At 48.6% G+C, this 25,705-nt stretch carries 17 protein-coding genes and 1 tRNA gene; 6 read left to right on the forward strand and 12 right to left on the reverse strand.

Annotated features, from left to right (window positions below; translation table 11 throughout):
• Positions 1–96: 96 nt before the first annotated feature.
• Positions 97–2,973: a M16 family metallopeptidase gene (locus ACO0LI_RS27600; RefSeq protein WP_423036748.1), complete on the reverse strand. Its 2,877-nt coding sequence runs from the start codon at positions 2,971–2,973 to the stop codon at positions 97–99.
• Positions 2,974–3,099: 126 nt separating this feature from the next.
• A complete protein-coding gene (locus tag ACO0LI_RS27605; protein ID WP_423036750.1) occupies positions 3,100–3,519 on the reverse strand; it encodes a hypothetical protein in 420 nt (139 codons plus the stop codon).
• Positions 3,520–3,698: 179 nt separating this feature from the next.
• Between ACO0LI_RS27605 and ACO0LI_RS27610 the strand changes: the two genes are divergently transcribed.
• Entirely contained in the window at positions 3,699–4,454 is a 756-nt protein-coding gene (locus tag ACO0LI_RS27610) for an ATP-grasp domain-containing protein (RefSeq protein WP_423036752.1), read from the forward strand.
• Between the two features lie 41 nt (positions 4,455–4,495).
• On the opposite strand, the gene ACO0LI_RS27615 is transcribed toward ACO0LI_RS27610, so the two are convergent.
• From ACO0LI_RS27615 to ACO0LI_RS27645, 7 genes are all read right to left on the reverse strand, one after another.
• Positions 4,496–5,287: a hypothetical protein gene (locus tag ACO0LI_RS27615; RefSeq protein ID WP_423036754.1), complete on the reverse strand. Its 792-nt coding sequence runs from the start codon at positions 5,285–5,287 to the stop codon at positions 4,496–4,498.
• 153 nt (positions 5,288–5,440) lie between these two features.
• Positions 5,441–5,950 (reverse strand): DUF2867 domain-containing protein, encoded by a 510-nt coding sequence (locus ACO0LI_RS27620; protein ID WP_422952722.1) that lies wholly within the window; start codon positions 5,948–5,950, stop codon positions 5,441–5,443.
• Positions 5,947–6,342, reverse strand: coding sequence for a DUF6463 family protein (locus tag ACO0LI_RS27625; protein ID WP_423036756.1), 396 nt, complete (start codon positions 6,340–6,342; stop codon positions 5,947–5,949). The genes ACO0LI_RS27620 and ACO0LI_RS27625 overlap by 4 nt, the downstream gene beginning before the upstream one ends.
• Positions 6,326–7,678 (reverse strand): ABC1 kinase family protein, encoded by a 1,353-nt coding sequence (locus ACO0LI_RS27630; RefSeq protein WP_423036758.1) that lies wholly within the window; start codon positions 7,676–7,678, stop codon positions 6,326–6,328. The genes ACO0LI_RS27625 and ACO0LI_RS27630 overlap by 17 nt, the downstream gene beginning before the upstream one ends.
• Positions 7,675–8,418 carry a TetR family transcriptional regulator gene (locus ACO0LI_RS27635; protein ID WP_422952725.1) on the reverse strand — a complete coding sequence of 248 codons (744 nt, stop codon included), beginning with the start codon at positions 8,416–8,418 and terminating at the stop codon, positions 7,675–7,677. The genes ACO0LI_RS27630 and ACO0LI_RS27635 overlap by 4 nt, the downstream gene beginning before the upstream one ends.
• A gap of 232 nt (positions 8,419–8,650) precedes the next feature.
• Positions 8,651–10,909 (reverse strand): helicase C-terminal domain-containing protein, encoded by a 2,259-nt coding sequence (locus ACO0LI_RS27640; RefSeq protein ID WP_423036760.1) that lies wholly within the window; start codon positions 10,907–10,909, stop codon positions 8,651–8,653.
• On the reverse strand, positions 10,906–12,570 hold the full coding sequence (locus ACO0LI_RS27645; protein ID WP_423036762.1) for a VRR-NUC domain-containing protein: 1,665 nt from the start codon (positions 12,568–12,570) through the stop codon (positions 10,906–10,908). Before ACO0LI_RS27645 ends, ACO0LI_RS27640 begins: the two co-directional genes overlap by 4 nt.
• Positions 12,571–12,773: 203 nt before the next feature.
• Between ACO0LI_RS27645 and ACO0LI_RS27650 the strand changes: the two genes are divergently transcribed.
• The 5 genes from ACO0LI_RS27650 to ACO0LI_RS27670 all read left to right on the forward strand — a co-directional run bounded on the left by ACO0LI_RS27650 (position 12,774) and on the right by ACO0LI_RS27670 (position 21,877).
• Positions 12,774–13,139 carry a hypothetical protein gene (locus ACO0LI_RS27650; RefSeq protein ID WP_110257271.1) on the forward strand — a complete coding sequence of 122 codons (366 nt, stop codon included), beginning with the start codon at positions 12,774–12,776 and terminating at the stop codon, positions 13,137–13,139.
• A gap of 137 nt (positions 13,140–13,276) precedes the next feature.
• A complete protein-coding gene (locus ACO0LI_RS27655) occupies positions 13,277–15,433 on the forward strand; it encodes an N-6 DNA methylase (RefSeq protein ID WP_423036764.1) in 2,157 nt (718 codons plus the stop codon).
• 136 nt (positions 15,434–15,569) lie between these two features.
• Positions 15,570–16,733: a restriction endonuclease subunit S gene (locus ACO0LI_RS27660; protein ID WP_423036766.1), complete on the forward strand. Its 1,164-nt coding sequence runs from the start codon at positions 15,570–15,572 to the stop codon at positions 16,731–16,733.
• 18 nt (positions 16,734–16,751) lie between these two features.
• Positions 16,752–18,464, forward strand: coding sequence for a GmrSD restriction endonuclease domain-containing protein (locus ACO0LI_RS27665; protein WP_423036768.1), 1,713 nt, complete (start codon positions 16,752–16,754; stop codon positions 18,462–18,464).
• A 23-nt stretch (positions 18,465–18,487) separates the two neighbouring features.
• Complete coding sequence (locus ACO0LI_RS27670; protein WP_423036770.1) at positions 18,488–21,877, forward strand: type I restriction endonuclease subunit R; 3,390 nt, start codon at positions 18,488–18,490, stop codon at positions 21,875–21,877.
• Between the two features lie 425 nt (positions 21,878–22,302).
• On the opposite strand, the gene ACO0LI_RS27675 is transcribed toward ACO0LI_RS27670, so the two are convergent.
• The 3 genes from ACO0LI_RS27675 to ACO0LI_RS27685 form a co-directional block, all read right to left on the reverse strand.
• Positions 22,303–22,387, reverse strand: a tRNA-Leu gene (locus ACO0LI_RS27675).
• 93 nt (positions 22,388–22,480) lie between these two features.
• A complete protein-coding gene (locus ACO0LI_RS27680) occupies positions 22,481–23,905 on the reverse strand; it encodes an MATE family efflux transporter (RefSeq protein ID WP_423036772.1) in 1,425 nt (474 codons plus the stop codon).
• A complete protein-coding gene (locus ACO0LI_RS27685; RefSeq protein ID WP_423036774.1) occupies positions 23,902–25,626 on the reverse strand; it encodes an ArnT family glycosyltransferase in 1,725 nt (574 codons plus the stop codon). Before ACO0LI_RS27685 ends, ACO0LI_RS27680 begins: the two co-directional genes overlap by 4 nt.
• Positions 25,627–25,705: the final 79 nt, after the last annotated feature.

Here is a 25,705-nt window from a genome sequence, read left to right on the forward strand (position 1 = left end):
TTATAAAAAAAGGGAAGGCAATCTGTCTGGATTGTCTTCCCTTTATCTTTTCTGCGCTCACGCTTGCCGCAGGCATTACGCTGGAATTGCGCCAGATTATTTCTTCTGTTCAGGATAGAGCACAATCTGCGCATAGTTCTGGAAGTTGAAATAACGCTGCGCTGCTTCCTTGATCTGTGCAGGTGTGATGGCGCGTATGCGTTTATCCACCGACAAGATGGCCTCTGCCTCGGTTTTATAATAGACCGCGCCTTGCAGGTGGTTCAGCCAGCTTTCATTGCTGCGCAATTCTTCCTGATGTGCTTTCAGCCAGGATTGCTTGACCTTGTTCAAGTCTTCCAGTTGCGGGCCAGACTGCTGTATTTTCTTGATTTCGGCAAACAGGGCAGCAATGACCTTGTCCACATTTTCTGGGCTGCAAGGCAATTCTGCATCTATGCTGTATCTGTTTGATGGAATACGTTCAAAAGAGCCACTCAGGCCACCGCTGTAAATCAGCCCCTGCTTTTCGCGCAGCACATCAATGACCTTCAGATTCAGGATATCCACCATCGCATGAAAGCGTGCATTTTCTTCCCGCGTATAAGTGGATGTGCCGTTGAAGCTGAGTACCACAGTACTTTTTTCTTCATTGCCGGCATAGACATCTTTCTTGACAACACCCTGTACAGGATTGATATGTAAATCCTGATACTCAGTCTTGATTTCCGTATTGGGCAAGCTGGCGAGATAGGTGGCGATCAGCGGCCTGATCTTGTCCAGTTCAAAGCTGCCGACAAAAATAAAGTGCAAATCTTTGGCGCTACCAAAACGGGATTGATAAATTTCCATACTGCGGTCCAGCGAAATCTTGTCAAAATCCTCGACTCTTGCCAGGCGTGGAACACGTGGATTATCTTTGTAGATGGTCGTGGTAATTGCTTCCGAGAAGACAGCTTCAGGGCGTGCCCAGGTGTTCCTGGCCAATTCCTTTTGTGAGCTGATCAGTGACTGGAACATGGCTTCATCCTTGCGCGGGCTGGTCAGACGCAGGTACAACAACTGCAACATGGTTTCTATATCGCTGGCACCAGATGCACCGCCTATGCTTTCAGAATAATTATCCATGCTGGTGCGGACATTGGCTGATTTTCCCGCCAGGGTTTCCTGTAAATCTTTCTGGCTGAAATTACCCATGCCCATGCCCCAGACCACGGGGTTACTGTAATACACATTAAAATAATCTGCGTCAGAGAACAAAGACATGCCACCTGCACGACGGGCGCTCATCAAGACCTGGTCATTCTTGAAGTCGGTTTTTTTCAAGCTGACTTTAACGCCATTCGATAAAGTCATCTCCACCAGACCCAGCAGTTTGTTTTCTTTTTCAGAAACGACCTTGCCGGGCGTAGGAAGAGTCGTCATCAAGCTGGCGCTGGCGGCTTTTTCTGTGCGCGCCTGCAATGGTTTTTGCTCTGCCGTGGCAGTCATCGCCAGCAAATCTGTTTCGCTTGGTATGGTCTCGCCTGCCTTGTTCGAGCCCACATAAAACGCCAGCCTGATACTGTCATCCGGCGTTGCGTTCCTGGCGAACTGGTTCATCTCTTCCAGTGAAATACCTTCGGCAAATTCCTTGAAATACAGGTACTCATTCTTGATGCCAGGGATAGGTTCATTGGTCAGGAAGTTGCGTATATATTCTGCGGCAAAGGTCGCAGAATTGGATTTGCTGCGCTCATTGAACATGCTTTCATATTCACGCGCTTCGATTTTCTTGGCGCGGTCAAACTCCGCTGCCGTAAAACCAAACTGACGTATGCTGTTTTTCTCTTGCATCAAAGCATCAAGCGCTGGCTGTATGCCTGCCTGTGACAACATCGCTGTCGAGATAAATGAATCATAGCCAGGCACGACTTGTTCACTGCCGGCAGAAGCACCCAGGAAAGGCGGGTTGGCTTGCTCAGTCAATGCGCCCAGGCGGCGGTTCAGCATGGACTTGTAAAAGCCGGCAATAATATCTTGCCGGTAGTCAGCAATGACATCATGTGCAGGCTGCTTTACCAGTGGGTAACGCAGCATCACCATGTTATTGGTGGCCTCTTTATCGGTAATCACCATGGCCTTGGAGGCAGTGTTCTTCGGTATGCTGATTTGTGGCCTGACGCGGGCAGGCACAGGATTTTGCAAGCCTGAAAAATACTTGCGTATCATCTTCTCGGCTTCTGCCGGTTGCACATCACCGATAACAACCACGGCCATCAGGTCTGGCCTGTACCAATCCTTGTAAAAACGGCGCAGAGCATCATGCTTGAATTGCTTGATGATGTCTTCTTTACCTATGGGCAGGCGTTCTGCATATTTGGAACCATTGAATACCTCTGGCAAAAACTGGCGCATCATGCGGTCACTGGCACCTTTGCCCAACCTCGCCTCTTCAAGGATAATGCCGCGCTCCTTGTCGATATCGACATCCTTCATATCTACACCTTGTGCCCAGTCAGCCAATACCTGAAAGCCCGTCTTCAGGTAGGCAGGCTTGTCGGTAGGAATGGGCAGGATGTATACCGTCTCATCAAAGCTGGTATAGGCATTCAGGTCAGCACCAAATTTCACGCCTATCGACTGCAGGTAAGAAATCAGTTGATGTTTTTTGAAATGTTTTGAACCATTAAAGGCCATGTGCTCAGTAAAATGCGCCAGACCCTGTTGATCATCGTCCTCCAGCACCGACCCGGCTTTTACCACCAGGCGCAGTTCCACTTTCTTTTGTGGATTGTCATTCTTCTGAATATAGTAAGTCAGGCCGTTTTCCAGCTTGCCCTTTTTCAGGTCGGGATTGATGGGAAGCGGGTCATTCAGTTTGATCTCTGCCAGTGCAGGCAGGCTCAAAGGCAGGCTAAACGCCAGCAACAGCAGGCTGGCTACCGAGCCTTTGCTCAGCCTCTTGGCATAATTGGATGATTTTAAGACTGAGGTATCAATGGTATTCGGCATAAATAGCAGCGCAGGCTAGATAAAAATGCCAGTGTACCCTGTTGGCGGGATGCGGGTGAGGCGGGCTTTGTATCGATTTGCTACAGTCCCGCCGCTTTAGCTGCGCTACGCGTAACTCGCAGGCGGTCAGGGTTTTGCCACTTCTTCAATCTTGAATGCCATCGTGCGCTGAGAAGCATTCCCATTTTTACTTTCTATTGGTGCCGATATCATGATGGCATAGTTTTTTCCCGCTTCCAGATTACGTGCCAATACCACATCTTCCAGGCTGTGCGAAACGCCACTGCGATACCTGAAGGTAAATTTATGCACGCCCGCAGGCAAAAATACTTGATGCAAAGTGGAATTGGATGCGCCTGAGTTGGGCAAGAATGCCTTGTTATCGATCTCATTGACTTTAAGTGCATGAGAAAATTTGATACTTGCCATTTGTTGCGGAGCATCAGTTTCTGAAACTCCCAGATAATAACGGTTGCCACTTGCGCAGGCGCTGATAGTCATTGCCAGTAAGGCTGTTGAAATAATTTTTATTTTTGATAAATTCATTTTTGCCTGATTTCTTTTATTTATATCTTGTACTTATGTCTTGCACTTAGGTCTTGTACTTAGGTCTTGTACTTGCCTGGATTTACATCACAAATTAGCTATGATATTGATAATGGTAGCATTGCCATGTTTGCTGCTCCAGCTTTTTGAACTTGTAAGGCAATTTTATAAGGATGACCATGCATTGGGTAATACAGCGCAGTATTTTTAAACCAGGCAATTATGATTTGCTGATACAGGCGCTTGATAGCCTGGAAGTTGTTTACACAAGCGTGACGATCAAGCCAGGTACTTACGATTTGGAGCCCGCTGTCAAACTGACTGGAAAAGTCTATGTTTGCGGCGCCATCAAACTCGCCAAAATAGCGAATGAGCGTGGCTGGCTACCCGGCAGTTTATTAAATGAAAATTTCAACTTTAATGTCTGGCAGCAGCATTTGGGCTCAGAGCTGCTTAACCATGCCGTGGGTACCGGTAAGCTGGCAGATATTGATACCGCCCGGTATAAGCAATTCTTTATCCGCCCCATGGAAGATAATAAAGCCTTCGATGGCACAGTCATTGATAACGAAATGCTGGCCGACTGGCGTAGCGATCCGGAAAAAAGTAATTTATTGGAACTGGATGTCATGGTATCTCCAGTCAAGGATATTTATCGCGAATACCGTTTGTTTGTGGTGAATGGCAGGGTTGTCACAGGTTCGCTCTACAAAATGGCTGGCAGGCCGCAAGTGTCTGCTGACCTGGACGATGAAGTGCTGGCCTACGCACAAACCGTTGTCAGCAAGTGGACGCCAGCTCAGGCTTTTGTCATGGATGTCTGCTTGTCTGAAGATGGCTATAAGGTGATTGAGTTTAACAACATCAATAGTTCCGGTTTTTATGCCAGCGACGTGTTGAAGTATGTTGATGCGATACAGCAGGCATTTTCTTAGTTGAGATTTTTTTAGCTGAGTAGTGCCTCGGTGGATGGGTTTCAACTACCGCAGCCCCCGCCGCAACCGCCACCGCAACTGCTGCCACAGCTTGATCCGCCGCCATCGCAGCCACCCGAGTCGCTGCTGTTGCCGCCGCAACTGCTACCGCCGCCGCAGGATGATCCTGTATTCGCGGCTTGCGCCTGTTTTTTGATCATTTCTTCATAGGCCAGGGTAGTGATCAGGCCAGCGGCCAGCAACTGGGCTGCCCCGAAGCTCTCAGGGTAAGTAGATTTACCTTCTCCCGTACCCCGCCCATTCATGTTCTGGAAACCGATGCGGCTGGTGGTGGCAAAGTAAGCATAACCATGCGGCATGTACAGCTTGCTGTCGAGTGCAAACAGGCGGGGCAGGACGGGTTTGCCAGGCCAGATACCATCTACCCTTTGCGCTGTCACCAGGCAGTTGGCCAGTGCCGCACCCATGTCGGAAGCCATGTTCTCTGCTTCTACATGCGGTATGGTGCTGCCAAAATGTTTGCAGCAGAAATTGTCAAGGCTGATCGATGACCAGCTGTTCCAGGCATGCCAGACTGAATCGGCGGCTTTTGAAGGCAGGGCACAAGCCTGCTTGCTGCGGCTGATGCAGCTGAAAAACATCATCAGCCCCTCTGCCGCGCGGGCAAAAAAAACGGCATCACTAGGGATGCCGGGGAATTCATACTTCGCTTTTGCTTGCCAATGCAGGAACACTGCATTCGGTATCTCGACCAGTTGACGCCTGTAATCGGAATATTGAACAATATTTTTTGCCCGCATCATCTGGTATTTTTGTTTTAATTTACTTAGCATCGTCTTTAATCTCCTTTTCTCTTTTGTTTTAGTGATTTCATCTTAGAAGAGATTTATGACAAATGGATGACAAAAATGATGAGGGAAAACACGTATACAGTTTATCTGTTAAATCAAGCAAGATGATATCTTGAGCCCTCGCTAATACCACCCTCAGGCTCTGGCCAATACCGCCGGGGCAATCACCTTGTGTGCCGGCCCCACGAACAACATATATGCCCGCCCCAGGTTATTGTGTACATGCACCACGGTGGTGACTGCAATGAAGGGCTGACCATCCCGGGTTTGCTTGCTGACCGATACCTTGACATCAAGATGCTTGTCAGAATCACAGAGTATGACTTCGTCATCAGATTTATACACCAGAGAAAATATTCCAGCCCTGTCGCCTACTTTGTAGGCTTCTGCGGTTTTGCTCTTGTTCAGCGCCTTCATCCCACCCAGATTTTTCAGGCCAAATAAACCAACCACTCGGTTACGCACACCCATCAATGCATTGACCCAGGCGGGTGTTTTTGCGAAGGTATCCATATAGATTTGCATCGCACTTAATTTTGTGTGATCAAAAGGTGTTTGATAGCAATCATAAAAGTAAGCGCCCGGCACATCTTCAGCGATCTTGCTATTGGCTGGCACTGCAGTTTCTGTGATTTTGTTTTTCATGCTATTTGCCTTTGCCCTGCGCATGGGCGCAAATTCATCAATGCAATCGCTGCAGGCATGGCCAGCCAGAAACCTGACACCGGCATCAGTATTACACCCAGGATGGAGCACAGTAATATCCCCAGGCCCATCATGCCCGCTTCAGTAAAGTCAGGTTTTTGTTCAAGGCTATTGATGCAGATGCCCAATAGAAAAAGCGGGCCACCAAACAGCAGGAACCATGTCGCCGCTGATCGTAAAGGATCACGATTTACTGTATTGAACACGCCACGCTCCAGCATGCCAACAAAGACTTGGCCGTAAATCAAAAATGCCACTATCGTATGCAGCGCAGCAACGATAATCAAATAACGGCCTATCCAGATTGTGCGGGTTTTAGTTGGTGTTGACATGAACGGCTCCTTGCCTGGTCCAGGCTATTTCTGTATTGACTACAGCCCCCATTTTCCTCAGCATATTCATCAGGCCAAGATAGGCGCGATCAAAGTAGGGCACATCCTCATGCCAGCCTTGCAGTACGCCAGACAGCAATTTGTTATGTTCTGCATTCATGTTTTTGGGATAGCCAGATTTATTACTAAAGTCAAACTGGCTGGTTTGAAATGGCTCCATCTTCCACGCATGCAAATCAGCCAGTGCTGGCATGATGCTGCCATCAAATTCATCTTGCGTGACTGTATCTGCAAACAAACCCAGATCCATGTAGGCCTGGCGCAAAAGACGATTGCGCCCGGCTTCATCTGTCATCAACAGGGCGTGCCAGCTACGTGCCGTCGCATCACAAAATTGGTAAGAGACTTTATTCGTGCAACCAAAATCCAGTACTGCCAGTTGCCCATCCGGCATGAACAAAAAATTGCCAGGATGCGGGTCTGCATGCAAGCGCCCCAGTTCACACACGCTGAACCAGAACCAGTCAAACAGCAGTTGCCCAAAGTGATTGCGCTGCGCCTGATCGGGTGTTGTCGCCAGCCATGCATCAAGGTGCAGGCCGTCGATTTTTTCCATCGTCAACACCCGCTTGCTTGACATGTCATTCAGGCATTTCGGTATGACGATGCCGGGCAGGTTAACGCGGGCATGAAACCAGTTCAGTTGCATGGCCTCGTGCTCATAATCGAGCTCTTCGCCCATCTTCACTTCCAGCTCGTTCATGAAGCGATCGATGACCTCCTTGCGAGGCAGCATGGTAGAGCCTATCGCCATGGTCTGGAAAATGCCACGCAACATGCGCAAATCACTGCCTATCGCAGCCGCTATGCCAGGGTATTGCACCTTTACCGCAAGTTGTTTTCCATCAGCCATTTGAGCATGATGTACTTGCCCCAGACTGGCTGCAGCAAAGGCGTGCGCATCAAATTGCGCATACAGATGTTCTGGTGCCTTGCCAAATTCACGCTGGAAAACTTTATGGATCAACGCACGGTTCAGCGGTGTGACCTGGTGGCAGCCTTTCGCCAGTTCACGGCGTATGCCTTCCGGGAGAAAATCTGCTTCCATGCTCAGCAGTTGCGATACCTTCAGCGCACTGCCTTTCAACTGATTCAGTGCCTTGAACAGTATGCGGCCCAGTTCAGCTTCATGTTTTTCTTGCGCAGCCTGTTTGTCATCATCGCTGCGTAGCATTTGCCGCGCCTTGTGTCCTAGCTTGCTGGCACCAGCCTGCGCCAGAGCGAGGCCAGTAATTGCAGTTCTGCCCAGTTTGCTGGCAGGTGGTGCCTTGTTCATCGTGCATCCCCCAGGCCACGTCCCAATCCATTCTGCATGAGCTTAAACATGTCCAGCAAACCAGAGCCATTTTGCATGAGGCGCGACAGCTGGTTACGCAGCATGAAGCTGGCAAGTTCTGACACTTTATTGACGATGCCACTCTTCAAAGCCACAACCATGATTGCCAGCGTCAAATCCACCAGTTGCGTAGTATTTGAGAATTCTTCCGATTCATCCTTGAGCCAGTACGCGATGACGGCAAACAGGTAATCGCCAAACAAACCACCGATCAGGTTCTTGAAATCGCAAGGCGAGATATCACCGCGTTGTTCTGCCTCGTCCAAAAAGCCCACGATAGCCTGCTTCAGGGTTTGCTGGCCTGGCATATTGTCACGCATCATTAAAAGTGGAGACTTGCCAAAAATATCGCGCGTGATGGCAACAAACTCACGGTCACCGAGCAAGAGTTCAAGCAGGGAATCGACCAGCCTTTGCAGTTTTTCTTGCAAAGTGAACTCTTCCCAGCCCGGCGTTTCCTGCGCTATTTCCAGCGTGATTTCTATACACAGCTCATAGTAAGCGAGCAGGATTTTTTCCTTGCTGGGGAAGTACTTGTAAATCGTCGCATCCCCTATACCCGCCTCACGGGCAATCTGCTTCATGGTGGCGGCGTCATAGCCTTTTTCCGTAATCAGATCAACGGCAGTACGTATTAGCGTGCGCCTGGTTTGCTCTTGCTGGGACTTGGAAGTTTTCATAATCGAGACGAACTTCTATAAAAATGGTGATTGAGTTCCGTTAATATATACATTGTTTCTTTAAATAACAAGGTTTACTTGTTTAATGGAGTGTTTGTGTTGATTGGGCTGGAAATGTAGGTTGGGCTACGGTTTACCAGCCCAATACTGGGCGTTTAAATGACGTATACGTTTGCTGAGACCCAGTGTTGGGCTGATGAAGCGTAGCCCAACCTACAAGGGTGCGATACAGCTACCTCATTGCCCACCACCCCGGCAACAAAGCCCGCACATCGCTTCGCCCGAACCGGTCATCAATCAAATACACCACACCCTTGTCATCCGTCTGCCGTATCACCCGCCCTGCAGCCTGCACCACCTTTTGTAAGCCAGGATAAAGATAAGCATAGTCATACCCCGCGCCAAAAATCTTATCCATGCGCAGCTTGATCTGTTCATTGATGGGGTTCAGTTGTGGCAGACCCAACGTCGCGATAAACGCACCTATCAGGCGAGCACCCGGCAAATCTATCCCTTCACCAAATGAACCACCGAGAACAGCAAAAGCTATCCCCTGACTATCCTCAGTAAATTGCGCCAGGAACTCTTCACGATCCGCTTCATTCATACGCCGGGTTTGCAAACGCACAGGAATATTAGGATATGCATTAGTAAAGCTGCTGCTGACCTGCTCAAGATAATCAAAGCTGCTAAAGAAGGCCAGATAATTACCCGGCTGCGCATGATACTGCCGCGCCATCAAGGCGACGATAGGTGCAACAGAACGCGCGCGGTCGGCATAGCGGGTAGATACACTATCCACTACGTGTACTTGCAACTGATCAGCAGAGAAGGGTGATTCCACATCCACCCAGGCCGTGCCATCTGGCATGCCTAGCGTGTCGCAATAATAATTCCATGGACTAAGCGTAGCCGAGAACAGCGCTGTCGTATGACTGGCCGCAAAACGCGGTGTCAGGAAAGCAGCAGGCACAATATTGCGTATGCAGAGCGTCGACGTGCCATGCGCTTTGCTGACATCGAATATCGAATGATCAGCAAAGCTTTCTGCCAGACGATTGAACAGCAAGGCATCCAAATAAAACTGCTGCAAATCCGGCGCTAACTGGCTTGGGTTGTCAGCAAAGTAAAGACCAATTTCTGTGCATAGTCGCGTCAATGCGGCCGACAACTTTTCTGGTATTTCTGCATGGGGCTGGTAATCAGGCTCCTGCTCTTTTTCCAGTTGCAGCCATGCGCGATACAAACTATCCAAAGTTTTTTTGAGCGCTGGCGGTGGTGACTTGCGCAAGCGTTTCAGGCTATCACGCTGCAGCTCTGCACTATACATCTGGCGGGCCCGCGTCATCATATTGTGCGCCTCATCCACCAGCACGGCGACTCGCCAGTTATTTACTATGGTTAAGCCATGCAGCAAAGCATACAGATCAAAATAATAGTTATAGTCGCCTATGATGACATCGGCCCAGCGTGCCATTTCTATGCCCAGGTAATAAGGGCAAACCTGGTGTTGGAGAGCGATGCTGCGCAAGCCCTCCTTGTCCAGCAATTGCTGTTCAACAGCGGCCGCACGCGCAGCAGGCAGGCGGTCATAAAAACCTTTGGCAAGCGGACAGGCATCGCCGTGACAAGCCGCTTCAGGGTATTCACATGCCTTGGTCTTGGCGACCAGTTCCAGCGTGCGCAAGCCCAGTTTTGGCGTGCTGTTCTGGATATTGCCCAGCGCATGCAAAGCCAGTTGCCGCCCCGATGTTTTTGCCGCCAGATAAAAAATCTTGTCCAGCTTGTGTTCTGCCGTCGCCTTTAACAAGGGGAACAAACTGCCTATGGTCTTGCCTATACCCGTCGGCGCTTGCGCCAACAGGCAACAGCCGCGCTTGCTGGCCTTATACATGGCTTCAGCCAGTTGCCTTTGCCCTGGCCTGAATGTCGCGTGTGGAAAGACCATGTCCGCCAAAGCCAGATCACGCGCTGCACGATGTGCGACTTCCTGTTCAGCCCAGGCAATAAAGCGGCCACACAGCAAAGCAAAAAAATCTGCCAATTCAGCTGCAGGTAATTCTTGTTGCAACACCGTTTCTTTCTGGCTTTGTATATTGAAATACACCAGCGCCACACTGATCTTTTGCAAGCCCAGCTTTTGACATAACAAATGCCCATACACCTTTGCTTGCGCCCAGTGCAAATGCCTGTGATTTTCTGGCATCGCATGCAAGTCACCCAGGTAGGTCTTGATTTCTTCTATCTGCTGCAAGTCAGGGTCATAACCATCGGCGCGGCCACGCACATGCAAGCTGCCATGTTGACCTTCCAGTTTTACTTCGCGCTGGTAGCTGCTGCTTCTGCGCAAGGCAACTGTTGCATGCCCAGCCATGCCTTGCTCGGCAGTGGGCGAAGGCGTAAAGCGCAAATCCAGATCACCTTGCTTGGCCGTGAATTCGCACAAGGCACGCACGGCGACGGTATAACTGGCTGAGCTTATGGCACTCACTGCCCAGCCTCTTGCCACTCAAGGTAGCAAACAGCCACTGGCATGTCATGCCTGGCACAAAAGTCCAGCCAGCGTTTCTGGTTATCCTGCAGCTTGTCGCCTGGCCCTTTGACCTCTATCATCCTGTAGCGCTGCTCTTGCGGCCAAAACTGTATCAGATCAGGAAAGCCATTGCGGTTGGCGCGTATGTCGAGCAAGATGCGTTCAAAACTATGCTTCAGATGCTGAGCCGGTATGCATGTTAGCGCCATCTCCAGCAAGTCTTCAGACAACGTACTCCAAAACACAAAGGGTGATTGCAAACCAGACTTGGCCGCATACGTTTGCCGTATGGTCTGGTGATAAATACCCGACTCCAGTTGTGCAAAACAGGCCGCAAAATCATCTGCCCGCCGCGTCTGAAAATCGGCGCTCAATAAATCCACAGGCTCACGCTGGAAAGGATGAAAAAACGCCCCCGGTATCGCCTTGAAAATCACATGCCAGCACAGCAAACCAAACAGAGAATTGATGAGCGCATTCTCTACATAAAACACCGGCGCATCATCTGCATGCAAATGGTCGCGCACTACATACTCAACCACATAATCTTCTTGCGGGAAGGGCAGGTGCAAGGCCAGTTCTGTTGGTGATGTACGAGCCGCTTTGGCAACTTTAGCCAGCCCCAGCTTGCGACTGAGGCGCGGCGCGATACGCAACACCTGTTGATGCTCTGCCTCACTCTCGGGCGCTTGCTGCGCCAGCGTCAGCAAATCATAGGCGGCCTGCGTCTGTTCGCTTTTCTCCAGCACCCGTATGGCCCGCAAACGCGCACCAGGGTAAGTGCAGCCCGCATACACCTGCTGCGCCAGCGCCCAGTCCTTTTGCTTTTCAAGGTAATCGCCAATCTGATACAACAAGCGGTTACGGCGGCTGGCAATCCAGGCATTTTCCAGGTCATGCAAACCAGCTAGTTGCGCTAGCACTTCTGGTACCGGCAACTCCGCATGAAAAGCCTCACGACAGGCATGCAAAGCCAGATAAGCATCAATATCCGCACGGCAGCCAAAGCCACGCGAGGCCGCAGAAAATTCCACCTTCTCATATTGGAAAATACCCAGGTCAGACAAAACAAACTCAGACCAGTCCTGATACAGATTACCAAAAAACAGCAGCCGCAAACGATCACACAAATCCTTGTTCACAACCTGGTAAGCCACATCGTCCAGCGCACTGACAGCACCTGAGCACCACGCAGAAAATGCCTGGCTACCCGTATGCCGCAAGCTAAACAAGCCAAGTTGCTCAGCCTTGGGCAATTTCTTTTCAGCAGGCGTTATCGCCAACAACAGCGCCAGCTCAGGCTTTTGCAGCAAATCAAACAAGCCAGCAATATCGAGCTCAGGATCAGCCTGCACCCAGCCCACATCCACCAGCGCCTGCATGGCAGCACAGGTATCACCAATCTCGCCATACACCAGCTTGCTGGCCCTGAACACACAACCCTTGCGCATCACCATACGCACAAACAAAGCCCGCGATGCCTGCGCCAGGCTGCCAAACTGCGCAATAAATGTCTCTTCATCATCAGTCAGCAAATCTGCATAGCGCCCACCCACCCAGTCCAGCACGGCCTGGAAGTTTTCAAGGTAGTAAAAAGGATTATCCAGATTGGCAAGCATGAGGCAGGGGAGTAGCGTTTAAATAACTGTATATGCATACAGTTTAACGCAATGTTGGACACCGGGCAAACGCCAGGGATTACAATGTAGCCTTGCAGCTCCTTCCCCTTCAAGGGGAAGGTCGGGATGGTGATGGGTTTCAGTCGAAAGCCCCAGGTGCAATTTGTCCTCCCATCTGCTCACAATTTCCAAAAGATCAAAAAATGAACAAAGCCGAAGCCATCCAAATCGCCAACGATTCCCTGCAAGCCAACGTCCTCAACGAAGGCAACACCCAATTCTCCCAAGTCGTCCGTTATGGCAACGACGAGGGCTGGTGGCTCAACATCCCCCTGACCAACTTCAGAAAAGAAAACCACTTCCTCATCTGCAGCGAAAAAGCCAAAATCATCCGCCACCTGATGATCAAAGCCAACAACATCCTGAGCCCTGCCACCAAGTTCCGCGTCAAGGACGGCATCGCCGACATCTTCATCTCATCCGCCAACCCCAAACGCCTGACAGACGTGCTGCAAGGTGGCAGCAAGTACAGCTTTAATAAGCATTTGGTGGATGAGCATAGGTATTAAAATAGGCCGAGAAGTTTCGACCTAGTTATAGCTTTCAAATTTATCTTTTTGTTTTAATTGTTTAAGTAGACAAGTTATTAAGTTGTGAGATAGGTTGAGCTTACATTTCCCTTCGTAAATAAAATCAAAAATAATCAATGACCATAAACGCCTTTGATAGCATCTCACAAGTAGAAGCCACCCTCTGGGAGGCTGCCGATCAGCTCCGCGCTAACTCTAATCTTACTGCCACTGAATACTCCATGCCTGTGCTTGGGGTGATTTTTTTACGGCATGCCACAAACCGTTATCGTTCCGCATTGGACGCTATCCAGGCGGATCAAGCCGCTGGCAAGATGCCTAATCGCCCTCTGACTAAAGCAGATTTCATTAAACGGCGAGCATTACAGTTACCGGTTTCTGCCCATTACGATACTTTACTTAGCCTTCCATCTGGAGGAAGTTTAGGCACTTCGTTAGTCGCGGCGATGAATGCTATTGAAGCTGATTTCCCACCGCTACAAGGCAGTTTGCCCAAAGAGTACGATCGCTTCGATAATAAATTGTTAGAAAATTTGCTGCGCTGTTTTGATTCAGAGACCTTACGCAATGCTACTGGAGACGTGTTCGGTCGGATTTATGAATATTTCTTGATGAAGTTTGCCATGCAAGGCGCGCAGGATAATGGAGAGTTTTTTACGCCTCCGTCCCTAGTACAAACGCTTGTCAACGTGATCGAGCCAGATCATGGCGTTGTGGCTGATCTCGCATGTGGATCAGGCGGCATGTTTGTGCAAAGTAGTCACTTCATCGAGCATGAGGGCTTTGAAACAATGAAGCGTGTGACTTTCTATGGCCAAGAGAAAACACCTGCTACTATTCGTTTGGCAAAGATGAATCTTGCTGTGCATGGCTTGGAAGGCGACATTCAGGAGGCCAATACTTTCTATGACGATCCACATCGATTACAAGATGGCCGCCCACTTTGGGGTAACGTCGACTTTATGATGGCGAACCCACCATTCAATGTCGATAAAGTCGATGCCGAAACGATCAAGACCGATCGTCGCTTGCCATTCGGTCTACCCGGCATTAATAAAGATAAGCACGTCTCGAATGGCAATTATCTTTGGATTTCATACTTTCACAGCTATTTATCGCCAAAGGGGCGTGCTGGTTTTGTTATGTCCTCGCAGGCGAGTAGTGCAGGGCATGGCGAAAAAGAAGTGCGTCGCAAATTAGTAGAGACCGGCGATGTGGATGTAATGATCGCGATCCGTTCTAATTTTTTTTACACCCGTACCGTACCTTGTGAATTGTGGCATTTCGACCGCGCAAAACCAGATGAGCGCAAGGAGTATGTCTTAATGCTCGACGCACGCAATGTCTACCGCAAAGTAACGCGAAAAATTTTTGATTTCTCACCTGAACAACAGGCGAATTTAGCCGCGATCGTCTGGCTCTACCGTGGCCAACAATCTCGGTTTTTAGGACTCATACAAAATTACTGCGTGAACCTACGCAATGAAGCTGTCGCCGTTGCGCCTGCCTTGACTGCATTTGAGACCTGCTTGACCGATTGCCATACGCATCTGAGCAGTTTTATTGATGGTGTTAAACAAATCGAAGCGCAGCCACAGGATGGCTTTGATACGGCCCGCCTAAGTTTGATTGAAGCGCAGCTCGAGTGGACCAATGCCGCGACTAGCTACGCCATTGATCGCTCCGCATTTGTGACCGGATTGGCGACTTTTTGCAGCCAATATAATGAGTCTCCAAAAACCAATAAAGCCCAACATGCTGCTAGATTGGTATTTGCACCATTGGCAGATGCTGGCCGTGGTTTGAATAAGCAAATCGACTTGCTCTACAAGCAGGCTGCTCTCACTGCACAATTGGCACAGGTATTGACACAGGGGGAAGCTACCTACGAGCAAGCCGATAAATTATTTGAGCGGCGTGAATTAAATAAGTTAATCAAACTGTTGGAGCAGGTTCGTAAGCAGGCTGTCGAACAAATTAAGCACGGTTCCTATTTTCAACGTCAGATCACTTGGCTGCAAGAGCGCTTTCCGAATGCAGAAATGTGCGACGTGTTGGGATTATGCAGAGTGGTACACCATAGTGAGATTGAAGCGGCCGACTGGAGCTTAACGCCGGGGCGCTTTGTCGGTGTTGCCCCCGCAGAAGTTGATGAAGATTTTGATTTTGAACAAAGCCTGCGCGATATTCATCTAGAATTGGCCGACCTGAACCGTGAAGCTGCCGAATTGGCTGCGCAGATACAAATCAATTTTGAAGAGCTGGGTGTATGAGCGAATTTTGTCAGGTTGAATATGGTAGCTTCTTGATTGAGCTCCAAAAATATTGCAATAGGACGGTCCTTTTAACGTTTACTTTTTGCCTGTGCGCTTACGAAAACAGTTCCAGTCCTTACAAACGAGGTGACCAATGAAGTGGGTTAGCCTGAAGCTTGGTGAAGTGATCGACATCAAGCATGGTTATGCCTTCAAAAGTGAATTTTTTACAGACTCCGGCCTGTATATCCTTTTATCACCAGGAAACTGTCATGAAGAAGGTGGTTTGAAGCTTAAGGGCGACAAGGAAAAATTTTATTCGGGTGAATTCCCTCCCGAGTACCTAATGTCTGAAGGCGACATGCTCGTTGTTATGACAGATCTTATCAACACTGCGCCAATACTCGGCGGCGCATTTATGATCCCAGAGAACAACCGTTTTCTGCATAACCAACGATTAGGTTTAGTTCAAATTACTGATGTAATGCGAATCGATAAAGGCTTTCTTTACTATCTACTGAACTCACACAATTATCGCGCTCAAGTTCGTGGTTCTGCCAGTGGGGCGACAGTTCGTCATACTGCACCAACACGTATAAAGGAATGTGTTGTTCGAGTGCCGCGGGATGTGAGCTATCAAAAAAAGGTTGGCAGCATTCTGTCTTTCTACGATGCCATAATTGAAAATAACCGCCGCCGCATTGCGTTGCTGGAAGAATCTGCGCGTCTACTTTACCGTGAATGGTTCGTGCACCTACGCTTTCCTGGCCATGAACATACACACATAATTGATGGCGTGCCAAAAGGATGGGAGCGGGTAGCACTTGAGTCTACGTTGGTGCTACAACGTGGCTTCGACCTTCCTACGCAGAGTAGAGAAGAGGGTACAGTTCCAATTTATGGATCTACTGGAATCCTTGGCTATCATAATAAGGCTAAAGCTTGTGCACCTGGTATTGTCACAGGGCGAAGCGGTACTTTAGGTGAAGTACAGTATGTCGATGAAGATTATTGGCCACTTAACACGACACTGTGGATAAAAGAATTCAAACGCGTTTCGCCTTTCTTTGCATTATTCTTATTACGAGAACTCGATTTAAAACAATTTAACGGTGGTTCCTCCGTTCCTACGCTTGATCGCAAAACTGTACATCGACAAAATGTACTGATTCCATCGCCTGTTTTGGGTAGAGCCTTTGATGAATTTGCGTTGCCGATATTCGCACAAATTAAAAACATCACATCTCAAAGCGAGAAACTACGCACCGCGCGTGACTTATTACTTCCACGCTTGTTGAGCGGTGAACTTGCCGTTTAATAAATCCAAGGGATAACAATGAGCGACGTCAAACCAGTTCTACCAGTTTCTAATTCAGAAAGATCGGTATTCCTCCAACCAGACAACCACAATAAGAAATATGAAGCACTCTTCGTGGAGATTGACAGTGGGCAAATTAAGCTGCCGATGTTTCAACGTGAGTTTGTGTGGGAAAAAGAGCAGTCGTCAAAGCTGATTGATTCGATCCTCAAGGGTTTCCCGATTGGTACCTTCATTTTCTGGAAGACGAAGGAAGAATTGCGCAGCTACAAAGAAGTCGGCAATCACAAATTGCCAGAGACAGATAAAGGTGATTACGCCCAGTATATATTGGATGGACAACAGCGCATCACTTCGCTTTACGCGATTCGCAAAGGCATACGTATCACCAAGGATGGGAAAGAGGTTGATTATCGCGACATCTATATCAACTTAGATCACGACCCAGAGAAAGACGAACAGATCGTAGTAACTGAGCGGCGAGCAGGTAAACGCTACGTATCTGTCCACCGCATACTGACTAGTCAGGTGACTGATCTATTGGATGAGTTCCCTATTCGTGAAACACTCAAGCAAATCGAGACATACAAAAATAAGTTGACCAACTATGATTTTTCGACGATTACAATCAAAGATTATCCGATCGAAGTGGCTTGTGAAATTTTCTCTCGCATTAATACCGGTGGTAAATCTCTGACCGTTTTTGAGATCATGGTTGCCAAAACCTATGATGAAGCGAAGAAATTCGATTTGGCTGAGAAGTATGAGTTACTTCGTGATGGAAGTGGGGATGAAAAGGAATGTCTAACCTTTGCTAAATTCGAGACACTTCCTGAATCTATTATCATACAATGTGTCGCGGCAATTACGCTAAGAGCGGTACGTAGTAGGGACATACTCAAAATACGTCGTGAAGTTTTTATTGAGAATTGGGAGCCAATGAAAGCATCGCTGTTCATGGCGATTGATTTTATCCGGGCTGAATTGCGTGTGCCGGTATCGCAACTCGTGCCATATCCCGCGTTGCTAATCCCTTTGGTGTACTTCTTTAAAGTGACGGCCAATAAAAAACCAAAGATGGAGCAGATTAGGTTGCTTGAACAGTTCTTTTATTGGGCTGGATTAACAGAGCGCTATAGTGCTTCGACGGAGTCAAAGTTAAGTGAAGACTTCAATAAGATGGATGCCGTCGCTAATTGCAAGAATCCCATCTACCCGAATACTGAATTAACCATATCTCCAGAAAAAATTGCTGAGACGTGGTTCTCCGCTGGTAATGGCTATTGCAAAGCAATTTTGTGTCTCATGGCTTATCAACAGCCAAAATCTTTTGATACCAACGGCATCGTTATTTTGGATAATAGTAATCTCAGGATCGCTACCAGTCGCAATTATCATCATTTCTTTCCAAAGGCTTATCTCGCAAGTGTCGATAGAAGCAAGGAACCAAATTTGATCGCGAATATTACTTTGATTGATGGCTATTCAAACAAACATCGTATTGGAAAAAAATCGCCAAGCAAGTATACAAAAGAGTTTTGTGAAACCAACCATAGTTTAATGGACTCTTTAAAAACGCATCTCATTCACGATTTGGAAGGATACGGTGTTAATAACGATGATTACGACGCATTCATCCAGCGACGTGCAAGAGCTATTGCTATCGCTCTAAACGTCAAGCTTTTGTCGATGACGCAAGAAGAGGCGTTGCAAGCTGAAAAAATCAACTAACGAAAACGCTGGAGCTGCTTTCTATGGCATACACGGATATCAACAGCGAAGACAGGTTGGTGCAGGCAACCTTTTCAGAATACTTAGAAAAGGCGCTAGGATGGACTAGTGTTTATGCTTGGAACAAAGAAACATTCGGACCTGATGGAACGCTCGGTCGCAATAGTGAACGTGATGTCGTCTTAGTTCGTGAATTGAAAAAGGCGCTGGAACGACTCAATCCAGAATTACCGGCAATCGCAATTGAATCTGCGATTACCAAGCTTACGCACCACGATTTTTCACGTTCGTTATTGCTGCACAATCAAACTTTTCATAATTTAATCAGAGATGGTGTGCCGGTAAGTTATCGAGACGCAAAAGGCCAAATCTGCAATGCTCAGACTACTGTAATTGACTTCCGAAACAGTGACAACAATCGTTTTTTGGTTGTTCGAGAACTGAAATTAACCGGCCTGCGTGCTCCGAACTACAATCGTCGCGCAGATCTGGTTTGCTTCATAAATGGCTTGCCGTTAGTATTCATCGAACTAAAAGCTGTCTACAAAAATATCCGAGCAGGATTTGATGGTAATTTGCGTGATTACATGGATGAGAATGTGATTGCTCATGCTTTTCATCATAACGCTTTTTTGATTGTCAGTAATGGCGACAATGCGCGGTTTGGTTCGATTACTAGCACATGGGAACATTTTGGAGAATGGAAGCGCCTGAATGAAAATGATGTTGGAAACGTAGCGGCAGAAGTCATGTTGAATGGCATGTTGGCAAAGGACCGATTGCTCGATATTTTAGAGAATTTTATTTTATTTGATGCTAGCAAAGCAGGGAATGTCCGCAAAGTTGTAGCACGTAATCATCAGATGTTAGGTGTAAATCAAGCAGTGGATTCTGCTCTGCGACAAGAGCTCCTAAAACGTGAATTCCCTGTTGGTAAGCGACTGACTTATCGTACTTTCGATCCGCCATATTCTGACGCTGCAAAGGCCAGTAATGACAAAATTATCGCCTATCCAAACGCAGCGGAAGCTGAAACTCAATACCTGTCAATTATCGAACGAGCGCATCCAGATTTAGGTCGTTTGGGGGTTGTTTGGCACACGCAAGGAAGTGGTAAATCGTATTCAATGGCCTTCTTTGCTGAAAAAGTGCGTCGTACCGTTCCTGGTAATTTTACTTTTGTCTTGATGACAGACCGTGATGATCTTGACAGCCAAATCTACAAAACGTTTGTCGGCTGTGGTGTCGCAGATCAACAAACACCGCGAGCTGGCTCCGGTCGAGAGTTGCAACAGCTATTAACTGAAAATCACCGATACGTCTTTAGTTTAATTCACAAATTTAACCAAGATGTAAAGCCGGATGAACCGTATAGCGAGCGCGATAACATTATTGTGATCTCTGATGAGGCGCACCGAACACAGTCAGGTAAGCTTGCCCGCAATATGCGTATGGCATTGCCGAATGCGGCTTTTATTGGATTTACAGGCACGCCACTATTTAAGCATGACCATTTAACCAAACGCATATTTGGTGACTACGTTTCACGTTACGACTTTAAACGTAGTGAACAAGATGGCGCAACCGTTAAGCTTGTATATGACAATCGAGGTGAAAAGTTAGGTCTAGCAAAACTCGATTTGAATGACCGTATCGCAAAAGAAGTCGATGCCGCAAATTTGGATCACGATGAAACAGCGCTTCTTGAGCGACTAGTTGGTCGTGATTATGAGGTGATTACTGCGGATGAACGACTTGATCGAATTGCCACTGACTTCGTCGAGCATTGTAGCACCCGATGGGAAGCGGGAAAGGCATTGTTTGTGTGCATCGACAAGATCACATGTGCACGAATGCTTAAGTTTCTTGGACCAAAATGGAAGTTAAAGGCGGAAAGCGTTAGAGAAGAAGCGCAAGAGAAGTTATTCAACATCGAAGCGGAAGTCGATGATGACGCGCGACAGATATTACGTGCTCAACGAGATCGCTTGCTTGCAAAGGCAAGTTGGATGGATTCAACCATCATCGAATTGATTATTAGTGAAGCGCAAAACGAAGTCGCTGATTTTAAACAATGGGGCTTCGATATTATTCCACATCGTTCGACGATGAAACTTGGTTTTGAAACTGCAGATGGTCAACGCGTTGATGTCGAAACTGCTTTTAAGAATCCTAAACATCCTTTCCGTGTTGCCGTCGTGTGCGCGATGTGGCTAACTGGTTTCGATGTGGAGTGCTTGTCCACACTTTACATTGATAAACCAATGCGCGCACATACATTGATGCAAGCAATTGCCCGTGCAAATCGCGTGTATCCAGGTAAAGATTTTGGGTTGATCGTTGATTACAACGGTATGCTAAAAAGCCTACGAGAGGCCCTCGCACAATATGCGCTTGGAGACGCTGGAACTAACCCAGAAATTGTAGCTCCTCTTGAAGAGCGAGTTGCAGCATTAGCTGATGCGATCGCGGTGACCGAGGAACATTTGTTGAGCTTGGGTTTCGATGCAAGTCTTTTAATCGGTGCTAAGGGGTTCGCGCGCATTCAACACTTGGCCGATGCTGTGGAAGCAGTCTACACAAGCGATGAGTCGAAACGACGTTGCGAAATCATGTGTCGAGTGGTTTTCAATCGGTTTAAAGCATTGTTGGTTGAACCATCTGCGCTGATATACGCCGAGCGTCACGATAATCTCGAGGCAATTTATAAGAAATTGACCGAACGGCGTGATACAGCTGATGTAACAGAATTGCTTAAGAAACTTCATCGCATTGTTAATCAAGCGATAGCGACTCATTCACCTGGCGATGACCAAGCGAATAGCTTGACCGTCGATTTATCTCAAATAAACATGGAAAAGCTACGCGACGAATTCGCTAAAAAAGTAAAACACAAAGCCACAGTAATTGAAGATATTCGCATAATAGTTGAGGAAAAGCTCTCTCAGATGCTGGCAAAAAACCCGCTGCGCATGAATTACGAGAAGAAATACCAAGACATTATCGCCGCCTACAATCAAGACAAGGATAGAGCGACTGTAGAAGACACTTTTGCCAAGTTAATAGAATTGTCGAATGGCTTGAATGCAGAACAACTACGTGCCGTGAATGAAGGTTTGTCGGAGGAACAACTGGCATTATTCGATTTGATCCAACGTGATGATTTGAGCAAATCAGACCGCGAACGTATTAAGCAGGCAAGTCAAGATTTATTGGCAGGGGTTCTAAAAGTAATTGCGCCACTAGATCGTTGGACTGAGAAGGAACAAACACAGGCGGAAGTCGAAACGTTTATTCTCGATCATGTTTATCAAACCTTACCTGAACCGCCTTACACATCGGAGGATAAAACGCAGATTTCTGGATTGCTCTACAAACATATTTGGCAGCAGGGGGTTCAATCAAATATTTGAGTAGTCCAACGATGCATTGATTATGAGGTTTGAGAATCGTGTATAGATTTTTGATCTAGTATTTCGTATTTTGCGTTGAGTTAAAGTTGAAACTTAAGAATTCATAAAAATGATAGATCTAGAAATTGCAGCAGAAATTTTGGAGCAGTAATGCAAAAAAATAGTTGCCTTTCAAACCCCGATTGCCTCTAAGCAGAATTCGTTAAATAATCAATTTTTGTTGTGACACCACCGCTGAAAAGCGGCTTGGAATTAGAGATTTTGCAACCATACAGTTTTTTGGTTTGCACAATAGATTCAGGTATCGATGCAAAACTGTTGGATTTTAATGGAGGTGAAAAGAAGTCTTAAAACAAAAAACCCGCGCTCTTCATAAAGAAACACGGGTTGATTTGTATCTTACTTGATGTCTTAAAACATCTAATTGGTGCCGAGAGCCGGAATCGAACCGGCACGCCTTGCGGCGCGGGATTTTGAGTCCCGTGCGTCTACCTATTCCGCCATCTCGGCAACGCAGAACGAAATTATGACAGAGCCGTCAAAATTTTGCAAGCGGCCTGCTGCTTTTGCCGGGTTTGCTGGTTTTGCTATTTTTGTTATTCATCATGGGTTTCTGCCTGGCTGGTCGAAATTTACGTTCCTGCGCCACATGGCGGGGGTGGGGAAGCGTTTTTGGACGATGCGCAGGTAGTACCACAGGCTGAAGGCGACGATGGCGAGGCTGGTGCTGTTGGCCATCCAGAAGCCTGCTGCGCCATGCAAAAAGGCGGGGCTGATGTTGTAGGGGTCCAGGCCCAGCATGACGCCGCCGCCGAGGCCACAGCCCCATAGTGCGAAGGCGTACAGGATGGTGGGCACGATGGCGATTTTATAGGCGCGCAGGATGAAGGCGGTGGTGACTTGTATCGCATCAAAAATCTGGTACACCGAAATGAAGGTGAACAGCGGGAAGGCTGCGGCGATGATGATGGGATTCGATGTGTAGGCGTGCAAAATCAAATCGCGGCTGAACCAGATGGTGATGCCGATGGGCACAGCCAGCATGGCAGCGAGGATGATGCCAGCATTGCCGGTGACGCGGGCGGCCTGCATTTGTTTGGCGCCGATGGCTTGCGCGACCAGGGTGCCGGTGGCGCTGGCAATCGAGAGCGGGAGCATGTACAGGATGGTGCCAAAGTTGGCGGTGAGCTGGTGGCCGGATACAGCGACTTCACCGAGGCGGGCGATGAACAGGGCCATGAAGGCAAATGCGGTGACTTCGATAAGATAGCTCAGGCCCATGGGTATGCCGAGGTGCAGCAGGCTGCGCAGGGCTTTCCAGTTGGGTTTGACGAAGCCGGTGCCAAATAGTGCAAACAATTCATAATATTTGACGTGCTTGAGCATGAGCCAGCCAGTAATGAGCATGAGCCAGGCATTGACAGCGGTAGCAGCCGCGCAGCCGGGGCCACCCATGGCGGGTATGCCAAGGCCACCAAAAATGAACAGAGTATTGAGCGGGATTTTTATCGCCAGCGCAGCGAGCTGTATTGCCATGACCATCTTGGGGCGGCCAACGGCATTATTGAGTGCGCCATAAATCCTGAAGCCTAGCGTGGCGGGCAGGGCGATGGCGAGGATTTGCAGGTATTGTGCGGCCTTGTCATTCAAGGTCGGTGAAGCTTGTGCGATGGAGAGCAAACTATTTGGGAACAGCAGGATCAAACAACCGATACATGCGAGAAAGCCGCCCAGCCATACGCCTTGCTTGATTTCTTCGCCTATTTTTTTGAATTTGCGTGCGCCAAACAGTTGGCCGACCACGGGGGAAATGGCTTGCAAAATACCGTTGAGGCCAACGAAAATACTGACGTAAATTGAGATGCCGATGGAAAGTGCTGCCAGGTCAGTCGCAGAGAAGCGCGAAGTCATGGCTGTATCTATCACCCCATTGCCCACCACGGCCATCTGACCCACCATCATGGGCCATGACAGTGAGGCGATGCGCTTGATGTTGCCGCTCAGCGTGCTGGGGTGTTCGGTCTTCATTGCTGCTTGCGCTGGTACAGGGTAAACAATTCGTCATTGTCAGAGCTGCGGTGACCAGACCAGATGATTGTCCATTGATCCAGATTATATTCTGCTGGCAATGGGTTTTCATTTTGCGATTTTTTGCTGTTTTGCAGTAGCAAGAGGCGGCATTCATTGTCAGAAAAGCCGGCAAAATGCAGTTTGCCAAAATACGCAAATGAGGCGCGTTGTGATGGGCCGACGTGGGCTTGTATGCAGCCCATATTGGCAGGCACTTTTTGTGCCAGTTCTTGCGCCAGCGGTGCATAGCTGATCTTTTGGTCAAACCATGGCAGCCACAGGCTTTGGAAAAGTAACCAGCACAGTATCACGCCACCACTCGACAGGACAACAGCACGCCACAGCACGGCCGGTTGTCGTGAGATACGCCAGTACACAAGACGGAACCAGGCAATTGTCGCCGCCAGTGCAATGATAAAAACAAAAATGTTGAAGCTTGAATGATAGCCTGGCACCACGCGCACGACTTTTTTTGCCATGTGCTGTGGCCAGCCAGTCTGGTCTGCCAGCCAGTACATCCAGATGGAGCCGGCAGCCGTGGTAAAGACAATCACTGAGAACCAGTCCACCGCGTTGATGGCGCTGCGTTTCATGGTCGGTAAGCCAAAGGCTGCGAGTATGGCCAGTGGTGGCAAGATGGGTAAAAGTATTGCTTCTTCAGACTGGTGATTGAGCATGCCGAGCACACCAAAGCAAATCAAAAAGCTGACAGGCAATGAGATATGCAGGGCTTTTTCTTGTTTGCGCCAGGCATAAATCGCCCATGCAGCAAAGGGCCAGGCGGGCCAGCTAAACCAGATACCGTAGCGAAACAGGTAGCTGATACTGTCAAAATTAGGGAAATTGAACTGGCGATAATTCCACAGCATCCATGCCTGATAAGGCGAGCTGTCATAAGGATTGATCAGGGTGATGGCACAAATCCAGACGCCTGCTACCACAATGGCAACCGGCAGGGCAATATAGAGAAGGTACTTCAGCGGCTGGGGTTGCTGGCGATAAGCGCAGACTGCCAGCAGGCTGATCCATAAGCCAGTGGGCAATACCCAGCCACGGGTCAGAACCAGCAAGCCGAGTATGCCACCGATTTTTGCTGCGGTGAGTTTGGCTGGGTCATCCAGCAGGCGTATGCACAAATACAGGGTGCAGGCGATCAGGGATATTTGCAGCGCTTCTGCACTGGTTTCGTGGCTGCGTAACAGCAGGCCCAGGCAACCCAGATAAATCAGCAGGGCACCGTCTGCCAGGGTGCGGCCAAAGTCGCGCGCTTCTGGCTGGCCGCCAAAGGCCAGTTTCAATGGTTGCGCTTCTTGCCTGCGGCCTAGCAGGTAAGTGGCATACCAGACCGAGAGTGAGCCGAGTAGGAAGGAGAAGCCAGTGCTCATGCGCGCAGCCATAGGTTCGCCTACCAGCCAGCCAAATAATTTAATGCAGATGGCACCGAGCCAGAAAGCCAGCGGGCCTTCTTCTGGCATGGGCAGGCCGACGATGTGTGGCCACAGCCAGTCAGCCAGGTTGCCATGCGCCATGGTCCACATGATGCCAAAACCGGCAGCGTCGTCGCCTTTCCACGGGTCGCGGCCTATCAGGCCGGGCAGGATATACAGGAGACAGAGGGCGATGATTCCCCAGCGCGGTAGCGCAACTGTTGCGGCAGCAGGAAGTCGTACTGGCTTCATATCTGGGTGTTGGAGGGAAAGGATGCTTATTGTAGGGTAAAGCTGTAGTAAAAAAGGCAGCCTGAGCTGCCTTTTTTAC

The organism is Undibacterium sp. Tian12W (assembly GCF_049339405.1).
GTDB lineage: Bacteria > Pseudomonadota > Gammaproteobacteria > Burkholderiales > Burkholderiaceae_D > Undibacterium.

What these genes read in the sequence shown, in the direction of transcription:
- ACO0LI_RS27630 (WP_423036758.1), bottom strand. Translation starts at nt 7,678, where the DNA reads ATGAACAAGGCACCACCTGCCAGCAAACTGGGCAGAACTGCAATTACT.
- ACO0LI_RS27600 (WP_423036748.1), bottom strand. Translation starts at nt 2,973, where the DNA reads ATGCCGAATACCATTGATACCTCAGTCTTAAAATCATCCAATTATGCC.
- ACO0LI_RS27620 (WP_422952722.1), bottom strand. Translation starts at nt 5,950, where the DNA reads ATGAAAAACAAAATCACAGAAACTGCAGTGCCAGCCAATAGCAAGATC.
- ACO0LI_RS27610 (WP_423036752.1), top strand. Translation starts at nt 3,699, where the DNA reads ATGCATTGGGTAATACAGCGCAGTATTTTTAAACCAGGCAATTATGAT.
- ACO0LI_RS27650 (WP_110257271.1), top strand. Translation starts at nt 12,774, where the DNA reads ATGAACAAAGCCGAAGCCATCCAAATCGCCAACGATTCCCTGCAAGCC.
- ACO0LI_RS27680 (WP_423036772.1), bottom strand. Translation starts at nt 23,905, where the DNA reads ATGAAGACCGAACACCCCAGCACGCTGAGCGGCAACATCAAGCGCATC.
- ACO0LI_RS27660 (WP_423036766.1), top strand. Translation starts at nt 15,570, where the DNA reads ATGAAGTGGGTTAGCCTGAAGCTTGGTGAAGTGATCGACATCAAGCAT.
- ACO0LI_RS27655 (WP_423036764.1), top strand. Translation starts at nt 13,277, where the DNA reads ATGACCATAAACGCCTTTGATAGCATCTCACAAGTAGAAGCCACCCTC.
- ACO0LI_RS27605 (WP_423036750.1), bottom strand. Translation starts at nt 3,519, where the DNA reads ATGAATTTATCAAAAATAAAAATTATTTCAACAGCCTTACTGGCAATG.
- ACO0LI_RS27670 (WP_423036770.1), top strand. Translation starts at nt 18,488, where the DNA reads ATGGCATACACGGATATCAACAGCGAAGACAGGTTGGTGCAGGCAACC.
- ACO0LI_RS27645 (WP_423036762.1), bottom strand. Translation starts at nt 12,570, where the DNA reads ATGCTTGCCAATCTGGATAATCCTTTTTACTACCTTGAAAACTTCCAG.
- ACO0LI_RS27625 (WP_423036756.1), bottom strand. Translation starts at nt 6,342, where the DNA reads ATGTCAACACCAACTAAAACCCGCACAATCTGGATAGGCCGTTATTTG.
- ACO0LI_RS27635 (WP_422952725.1), bottom strand. Translation starts at nt 8,418, where the DNA reads ATGAAAACTTCCAAGTCCCAGCAAGAGCAAACCAGGCGCACGCTAATA.
- ACO0LI_RS27665 (WP_423036768.1), top strand. Translation starts at nt 16,752, where the DNA reads ATGAGCGACGTCAAACCAGTTCTACCAGTTTCTAATTCAGAAAGATCG.
- ACO0LI_RS27615 (WP_423036754.1), bottom strand. Translation starts at nt 5,287, where the DNA reads ATGCTAAGTAAATTAAAACAAAAATACCAGATGATGCGGGCAAAAAAT.
- ACO0LI_RS27685 (WP_423036774.1), bottom strand. Translation starts at nt 25,626, where the DNA reads ATGAAGCCAGTACGACTTCCTGCTGCCGCAACAGTTGCGCTACCGCGC.